This is a genomic window from Bacillus haikouensis (assembly GCF_013179555.1).
GTDB classification, from domain to species: Bacteria; Bacillota; Bacilli; order Bacillales; family Bacillaceae_B; genus Rossellomorea; species Rossellomorea haikouensis_A.
Map to the genome: position 1 here is coordinate 1 of NZ_JABMCR010000177.1, position 9,077 is coordinate 9,077.

The window sequence follows — 9,077 nt, forward strand, 5'->3', positions numbered from 1 at the left end:
AACGGCGGCCGTATCACAAGAAAAGATCTTAAGAAAATTATTGAGTCCGGCAATATCCCTAAAGCAGCTGATGCATCTGCTGCACAACAAGCGGAAGCACCTGCTCCTCAGGATGCGCCTGTCAAAGAACAAGCACAGCCGGCTGCAGCTCAGAAGCAGGCAGCGCCTGCACCAAATGTACCAGTCATGCCGGGGGATATCGAAATACCGGTTACAGGAATTCGCAAGGCGATCGCCTCCAATATGGTAAGAAGCAAGCACGAAGCACCTCACGCCTGGACAATGATGGAAGTAGATGTTACAAATCTTGTGGAATACAGGAATACACTCAAGGGAGAATTCAAACAGCGTGAAGGCTTTAACTTAACATTCTTCGCTTTCTTCGTTAAAGCTGTCTCACAAGCCCTTAAAGAATTCCCGCAAATCAACTCGATGTGGGCAGGCGATAAGATCATCCAGAAGAAAGATATCAATATCTCGATAGCTGTCGCAACAGATGATGCATTATTCGTGCCAGTCATCAAAAATGCAGATGAAAAAACAATCAAAGGTATCGCTCGTGAAATCACGGATCTTGCAGGAAAAGTACGAAGCGGCAAGTTGAAGTCGGAAGATATGCAAGGTGGAACATTCACAGTGAATAATACTGGGTCTTTCGGTTCTGTCCAATCAATGGGTATTATCAACTACCCTCAGGCAGCGATCCTCCAGGTAGAATCGATCGTCAAGCGTCCGGTTGTCATGAATAATGGTATGATTGCCGTGCGCGATATGGTTAATCTTTGTCTTTCACTTGATCATCGCGTGCTTGACGGCCTTGTTTGCGGAAGATTCCTGCAGCGTATTAAAGAAAATCTGGAGAACACTTCCAAGGAAAACACTTCTGTGTATTAATAGAAGGATTGCAACTAGTAAGCTGTTCAATCCGTTACGTAAAGGGACTAACCTGAGTGGTTAGTCCCTTTTCATGTTCACTGAAATGGTTTATTTTACCTATAAAACATGTGAGGGTACACTGAATTCCGGGATTATGTAACATAATATTCTCAAAAGAATATTATCTTCCGAATTCCAATATCTGTAATAGGTCTCAGTGAGTACAAGATTTAGTTGGATATTAGGTTCCATTCTGAAATGCTTATTTTTTCATTTTTAAAAATTTACCAATCTTGCCACTCCGTCTTTTTGCCCCTGTTTTTCTCCTGAAATTCGAGATTATTCCCAGAGTTATGGAATAGTTGTGACTTTTATCCTTAAGTAAATAAAGCAGGAATCCGACCATTCGTTCATTTTCTGAAAATTCAGATTAAAAACGACAAAATATTACAACATTTAACAATTGCAGTTGGTTATCTTTGGTGTAAGACCTACATTTTTCCAAGTAGGTGAATACCATCAGGGAGGTGAGCCTCGAAAGGAAACATCACAAAATTCGGGAGGGAATTAAATGAGGGGAAGAAGTAAAGGAAAGTGGCTTTCAATCGTATTGACCCTGGTAATGTTCATTCCACTAATGTTTCCATTTAACTCAAATGCTGCAAGTTCAGCAATGCCAAGCCTGGCAAAGGAAAAATCTTCTACATCAGTAAATGATACAGCAAAAGTGAGTCCACAAGCGAAGGTAACCTCTAAACTGCAGGAACAATTCAAGAAAGAAAAGCACGTCACATACTTAGTGAAGTTCAAGGAGCAGGTAGACACTAAGGGCGTAGCGAAAAAAGCGGCTGAAAAGGCTGAGAAACAAAAGCTTACAGCAAATAATAAAAAGCTGCTAAAGCGGAATATGGTTGTTTCAGAGCTGCGTGCCACTGCACTTGAAACTCAAGCAGAAGTGAAAAAATACTTAAACAAGCAAAAAAAGAGTGGTGCGGTTAAAAATGTAAAAGACTATTATGTCGTTAACGGCATGGCTGTAACAAGTACAAAGGAAGTTATGGAAAAGATCGCTCATTTCCCTGAAGTAGCGAAAATTCTACCAAATGAAACCCGCCAGCTCATCCAGCCGGTTAAAGCAGAGGGATCTGCGGCAACGCTGGATGTCAAAAAGGCAGAAAAAGCGGACAATACTCCATCTTCAATCGAGTGGAACCTTGAGCAGATCGGTGCTCCGGCTGTTTGGGACATGGGAATCGACGGTGCTGGGACAGTTGTTGCCTCCATCGATACCGGTGTTCAATGGAATCACCCGGCATTAAAAGAGAAGTACAGAGGGTATGATCCTCAAAACCCGGATTCTCCGGAAAATGAATTTAACTGGTTTGATGCAACTGCCGGTCAGGGCACCCCTTATGATGATCAGGGACATGGAACCCACGTAACCGGTACGATGGTCGGTTCTGAGCCGGATGGAAGTAATCAGATCGGTGTTGCTCCTGGTGCGAAGTGGATTGCGGTTAAAGCATTCACAGCTGCTGGAGGAACAGATGCAGATCTACTGGAAGCCGGAGAGTGGATCCTTGCTCCTAAAGATGCGGAAGGAAATCCTCATCCAGAAATGGCTCCTGATGTTGTCAATAATTCATGGGGCGGCGGACCGGGATTAGATGAATGGTACCGTGAGATGGTAACTGCATGGAGAGCTGCAGAAATCTTCCCTGAATTCTCAGCCGGTAACACAACTTTATTCAATCCTGGTGGACCAGGTTCAGTTGCAACACCTGCAAACTATCCTGAATCATTTGCTACAGGAGCGACTGACAGCAGTAATAACCTTGCAGGCTTCTCTTTACAGGGCCCTTCTCCTTACGATGAAGTGAAACCTGAAATTTCAGCACCGGGCGTGAACATCCGTTCTTCCGTGCCAGGAAGCAATTATGAAGGCGGATGGAATGGTACATCAATGGCCGGTCCTCACATTTCGGCAGTTGCAGCACTATTAAAACAGGTTAATGCGGATTTGACTGTAGATGACATTGAGGAAATATTGACATCAACAGCCATCCCATTGACGGACGGTACCTTCCCTGAATCGCCTAATAATGGCTATGGGCACGGACTGGTAAATGCATTTGATGCAGTATCATCTGTGATGAGCGGTATCGGAAAGATTGAAGGAAATGTATCGAAAGAAGGGGATGATTCGGAAGCCCCTGCCATTTCACATGACGCTCCAGAAGAAGCGTTTAAAGAAATGAATTTACCGCTTCAAGCGGATGTAAGTGATAACGTCAGTGTAACGAGTGTATCTCTCGACTATCAAAACGCGGATGGTGAATGGGTTTCCCTGGAGGCTGAAAGAACATCCGGCGACTATACGGAAGGTTCATATAAAGCTGCCATTCCTGGTGAAGATTTGACGGGAGACAGCGTGAATTACAAGTGGAGTGCGCTGGACTTTGGCGGGAATGAAATTGAGAGTGACACGTACACGGTTCCTTTACTGCCTGGAATCACAGTAGGATATGAACAGGATTTTGAGTCATCTCCTGCAGGCTGGACTTCCTATGGTGAGGCGAACAGCTGGGAGTGGGGTGCGCCAACTACAGGTCCTGGCAGCGCAGTTTCCGGAGAGAAAGTGTATGCTACTAATCTGGATGGAAACTACGATAGCAGTGCAAACATGTCGCTTCAGATGCCTCCGATCGACCTGCCTGAAGGCAATAGTTTCTTACAGTTCAAACAATGGCATGAACTAGAAAATAACTATGATTACGGTCATGTATTTGTTTCCACAGATGGAGAGAACTGGACGCAGGCTCTTCGTGTAAACAATGTGACAGACGGCTGGACAGATGGTGAAGTTGACTTAAGTGCCTATGCAGGCCAGCGTGTCTATGTATCATTCAATGTGACTACAGATGGAAGTGTCGTCAAACAAGGATGGTATCTGGATGATGTCAAATTAAGTGCAGAATCAATTCTGCCGTCCGGTAAAGCTCAGTTAGGATTAAAGTCGAAGAGTGACAGCTCTTCATCGGTTTCCAAGAAACCTAGTGTGAACCCTAATAAAATTAAAATGATGAAGCCTGTTAAGAAAGAAGCACCTGCGGATGGAACTGCACCTGCACCGGTATTATTACCGTTACAGGCTGAGGTGACAGTGCTGGAGACAGGACGTTCTGCTTACACGGACCCTGCAGACGGATCTTACCAAATGACCCATGCAGCAGGTGAATACACCCTTCAAGCATCAACCTACGGCTTCAGATCGCAGACACAAAGTGTCACTGTGGAAGCAGATGCAACATCCACAGCGAACTTTACGCTGGAAGAGATTCCTCGTGGAAACGTATCGGGTGTAGTGACGAATCAAGCTACAGGTGAACCGGTTGAAGGAGCGACAGTCTTCTTAATGGAAGATGCCGTCGTGACACCGGTGGAAACCAATGCTGATGGAGAATACGACCTCGAAGGGTATGAAGGCGAATACACGATTAAAGTCGTTGCTCCTTTCTACTACAGCCAAGAAGTGAGTGTGACAATCGAAGGCGGGGAAGTTGTGACTGCTGATGTTTCGTTAGAACCATTCATCGGCTATCCTGGTGAAATCGGATATGATGATGGAACAGCAGAAAATGCACGCGCCTTCTATGATGCGGGCAATGGATGGGCAGTAAAAATGTCACTTGAGGAAGGCAATGATTCAGCAATGGTAACCGGCGGACACTTCCGTTTCTGGGATACTGAATGGCCGGTGCCGGGCGGAACAGATTTCCAAGTGGAAGTATACGATGCTTCTGGAACAGACGGAGCTCCTGGTAAGAAGCTTGCAGGTCCATTTGATGCAACTGCACTCCGAAATGGTGAATGGACTCATGTTGATTTAAGTGAACATGGAATAATGGTCGAAGGAGACTTCTATATGGTCTACATCCAATCGGCTCCAAACCCTAATTCACCTGGATTGGGTACAGATGAAGACGGTGAGTATGCCGCGCGCAGCTGGCAATTTGTTGGCGGTGCATGGTCTCCTGCCCCTGAAGATGAAGGGAACTATATGATCCGTGCTACTGTTAATTACGAAGTAACTGCACCAGCCATTACTTCACCAAAAGACGGATCATACACGAAAAACGACACGGTCACTGTCGAAGGGACATCAGCACCTACGACCACAGTTCACCTGTACAATGGTGAAGAAGAAGTGGCTACTGCCGATACGAATGAAGAGGGAACATTTTCTGCAGATGTTAATCTGAATTCAGGAGAGAATACAATTACAGCGAAAGCAGCAACTGAGCAAGGTATGACGGGGGCTTCCGAACCTGTTAAGATTATCCTTGATCAAGTGAAACCGGATCTTGCAATCACTTCTCCGGAAGAAGGCTTGAAAACAAATCGTGAGGCGATCACGGTCAAAGGAACCATCGCGGAGGATCATTTGGCTTGGGTAAAAGTAAACGGTGAAAAAGCCTCTGTAAAGGATGGGGAATTCAGTCATCGACTTCTTCTGAATGAAGGGGAGAATATCATTAATGTCGTTGCAAAAGACAAAGCCGGAAATAAAAAGAAGAGTACGGTAACCGTCTATGCTAAGTTTGGCGATATCAATATTGAAAATCTTCTTCCGGGTGAAGATAAGGAACTGAAAAAAGGTGAATCTGTAAAAATCGAATTTGACAGTGAACCTGGTTTAGATGCAACGTTCGTCCTCCATATGCCGCTGACCAATGCGGGAGCGCAATTAAATAACGCAACTGAACTTCCGATGATGGAAACATCTGAAGGTCATTATGTGGGGTACTATACAGCCACTTCCAATGTGAAAGCACCTGGGGCAGTGGTCGAAGTGAAAATCTCTGATGAGTTTGGAAATGTGTCCACTGAACGGGCAGAAGGCAAGCTATATATCAACACGAAAAAATAATGGATTCAGAGGGGAGAAGAGCCGGCATGCCGGCTCTTCTTTTTTGTATGTCTGCCTGCAAATGTTAACCTGACACACTCCAATGAACAATCTGTAATTGAAGATATCGCTTTTTTTTTATATACTAAAATAGTATTAAATAAAAATTTTGAATTTTCATCACTCATTTCATTATGAAGCAGGATAAAAGGGATAGTTTCGAGTAGATTAATTTTGTAAACGATTACAATCTGTGGGGAGAAAGAGGGGTATTATGAAATTAAGTAAAATGAAAGAACACACATTTCCTGCACCTGCCTTAAACGATTGGGAGAAGGCTGCAGAAAAAGCATTAAAAGGGAAAAGTGTCACTTCCTTACATACGAAAACTTATGAGGGTATCGACCTCAAACCTCTTTACCGGGCTGAAGACCTGCCTGAACTTGACCGGGTGGCTTCTTATATTCCCGATATTGAAGAGAAGTTTAATGAGATCAAAGATTGGTATATAGCTCAGAATGTAAAAAGAAAGTCATGGGACGGGCTATCGTCCGCATTAAACGATGCCTTTTCCAGAGGTCAGAATTGCCTGTCTTTTTCTATTGATTCTCTTGAATCGGATGAAAAGTTTGATCAATTCATACTGAATATTTCTAAGGCTTTTCCGCTTTTTAATATCGAGAAAAACAACCTTTCTTTTCTTCAGCGAATGACTGTATTGGCAGAAGGAAATCCATCGCTTAGGAACATTCATGGCATCTTTGGCTTCGACCCACTATCAGAATATGGGTTTAGGCAACATGAAATTCCCTTTAAACAATGGTTCGATTCGGTTGAAAAAGCAGACAGATGCATGCCGGATGTTAAAACCCTGGTAGTGAACACTGTCCCGTATCATGAATCGGGTTCCCATGCTGTTCAAGACCTGTCATATGCCTTGAGTGAAGGGGTGATGTACATCGAACGATTGCTGGAAAATGGATGGTTGCTGGAAAAAATCGCCCGAAAGATTCATTTTCATTTTTCAGTGGGAAGTCACTTTTTTATGGAAATTGCAAAATTGAGAGCATTCAAGAAACTTTGGCAGGAAATACTCACAGCCTACGGTCTCGGGGAAGATGTGGTCAGAAAGTCAATTTCCATCAGTGCGGAAACATCACGATTCAATAAATCCATGCTTGATTCCCATGTAAACATGCTCCGTTCAGGCGGGGAAGCATTCTCTGCAATCCTTGCAGGCGTCAACTATCTTGTAGTCCATCCTTTTGACCTGATAATGGGGGAAGCGAGTCCGTTCTCTGAACGGGTCGCCCGTAACATGCAGCATATCCTCGGGGAAGAGGCGCACTTAAACAAAGTGAGCGATCCGGGTGGCGGCTCTTATTATTTGGAGTGGCTGACTGATGAAGTCGGTAAAAAGACGTGGGCACATTTCCAATCTATTGATTCACGTGGCGGGCTGCAGAAGCTGCTCCTATCCGGGGCGATCAGGGAAGAGGTCATGGAAATAAAGGAAAGCAGAATGGCTGACTTATCAACCAGAAATCAATCCATGATCGGCACCAATATATATGCAAATCTCGAAGATGTACTTCCGCCTGGACATGCTGAAGGAGGGGGTCGGTTATCCCTTCCTTTCGAACAGTTGCGAAAGCATGCGCAAAACTTGACTGATAGAGGGACTATACCGAATGCAGGTATCATCGGTTTGAAAGAATTGAAATCATTTAAGGCCAGGGCGGATTTTGTCAGCGGATTTCTAGCGACTGGCGGGATCCACAGCAGTGTAAGCAGGGGTTGCTTTAGTAAGGAAGACATCCTGCGCTTCATCGAGGAAACCAGCCTATCCTATTATGTCGTGTGCGGAAGAGATGAAGATTATGAAGAATTTCTTCCTCTTATTCTTGAATTGGTGAAGAACTGGAATCCAGCGGTAAAAGTGGATATTGCCGGTCATTTCGATAACGGAAAAATGACTGAATGGGAAAAACAGGGGTTGAACGGCAGTATCTATTTCAAACAGGACATGCTAGTGAAATTGAACGGTTTACTGAGCATCTGGGAGGAGGAGCATCATGTGGAATAAGCCCAATTGGCAGGAAATAGACCCTTTTGGAGATAGAAAAGACGAAAGCTTCAAGGTTGAAACTGAGGCTGGCAGCACATATGAAACCAATGAGAAATTGACGGTTAAGTCTCTATATACCCATGAAGATACGGAATCACTTTCTCATCGCGGGGATTTGCCTGGACTTGCTCCTTATACGAGGGGTCCTTATCCGACTATGTATGTGAACAGGCCATGGACTGTCAGACAGTATGCCGGCTTTTCAACAGCAGAAGAAAGTAACGCTTTTTACAGAAGAAATTTAAGTATGGGACAAAAGGGTTTATCCGTGGCTTTCGACCTTGCCACCCACAGAGGATACGATTCAGATCATCCGCGGGTGGTCGGTGATGTCGGGAAAGCAGGGGTGGCCATCGATTCCATACTGGATATGAAGATACTGTTCGATGGCATCCCGCTTGACCAGATGTCGGTATCCATGACCATGAATGGAGCGGTACTTCCTATCCTTGCTTTCTATATCGTAACCGCAGAGGAACAAGGGGTATCCCGCGATAAACTGTCTGGTACCATCCAGAATGATATTTTAAAAGAGTACATGGTGAGGAACACGTATATCTACCCGCCTGAAACTTCTATGAAAATCATTGCCGATATCTTTGAGTACACTTCTAAGAAAATGCCGAAATTTAACAGCATCAGTATTTCGGGCTATCATATGCAGGAAGCCGGGGCACCTGCTGATATCGAGCTTGCCTATACACTTGCTGACGGACTTGAATATGTAAGGACCGGACTGAAAGCGGGAATCGGTATTGATTCATTCGCCCCGCGCCTTTCTTTCTTCTGGGCTGTAGGTATGAACTACTTTATGGAAGTGGCAAAAATGAGGGCGGCAAGAAGGATCTGGGCTAAAATGATGAATACATTCGAGCCGGAAAATCCAAAATCAATGGCTCTCAGGACACATTCACAAACTTCAGGCTGGAGTTTGACTGAGCAGGATCCATTCAATAACGTGACCCGGACGTTGCTGGAAGCCCATGCAGCAGCGATGGGGCACACTCAATCACTCCATACGAACGCCTTGGATGAAGCGATTGCCCTGCCGACTGACTTCTCAGCAAGGATCGCCCGCAATACCCAATTATATCTTCAAGAAGAAACGGGTATCACCAAGGTCATCGATCCATGGGCAGGCTCCCATTATGTCGAAACACTGAC

The 9,077-nt window shown here is 44.8% G+C and carries 4 protein-coding genes; all 4 read left to right on the forward strand.

Features of this window, described 5'->3' with window-relative positions; translation table 11 throughout:
• The coding region (locus tag HP456_RS15875) for a dihydrolipoamide acetyltransferase family protein (protein ID WP_172252836.1) at positions 1–894 on the forward strand (894 nt) is incomplete at its 5' end.
• Positions 895–1,447: 553 nt separating this feature from the next.
• A complete protein-coding gene (locus HP456_RS15880; RefSeq protein WP_172252838.1) occupies positions 1,448–5,806 on the forward strand; it encodes a S8 family peptidase in 4,359 nt (1,452 codons plus the stop codon).
• Positions 5,807–6,059: 253 nt separating this feature from the next.
• Positions 6,060–7,871 (forward strand): methylmalonyl-CoA mutase family protein, encoded by a 1,812-nt coding sequence (locus HP456_RS15885; RefSeq protein WP_172252840.1) that lies wholly within the window; start codon positions 6,060–6,062, stop codon positions 7,869–7,871.
• Positions 7,861–9,077, forward strand: a 1,217-nt coding sequence (locus HP456_RS15890; RefSeq protein WP_246289125.1) for a methylmalonyl-CoA mutase family protein, incomplete at its 3' end; no start/stop codon positions are given. The genes HP456_RS15885 and HP456_RS15890, both read left to right, overlap by 11 nt.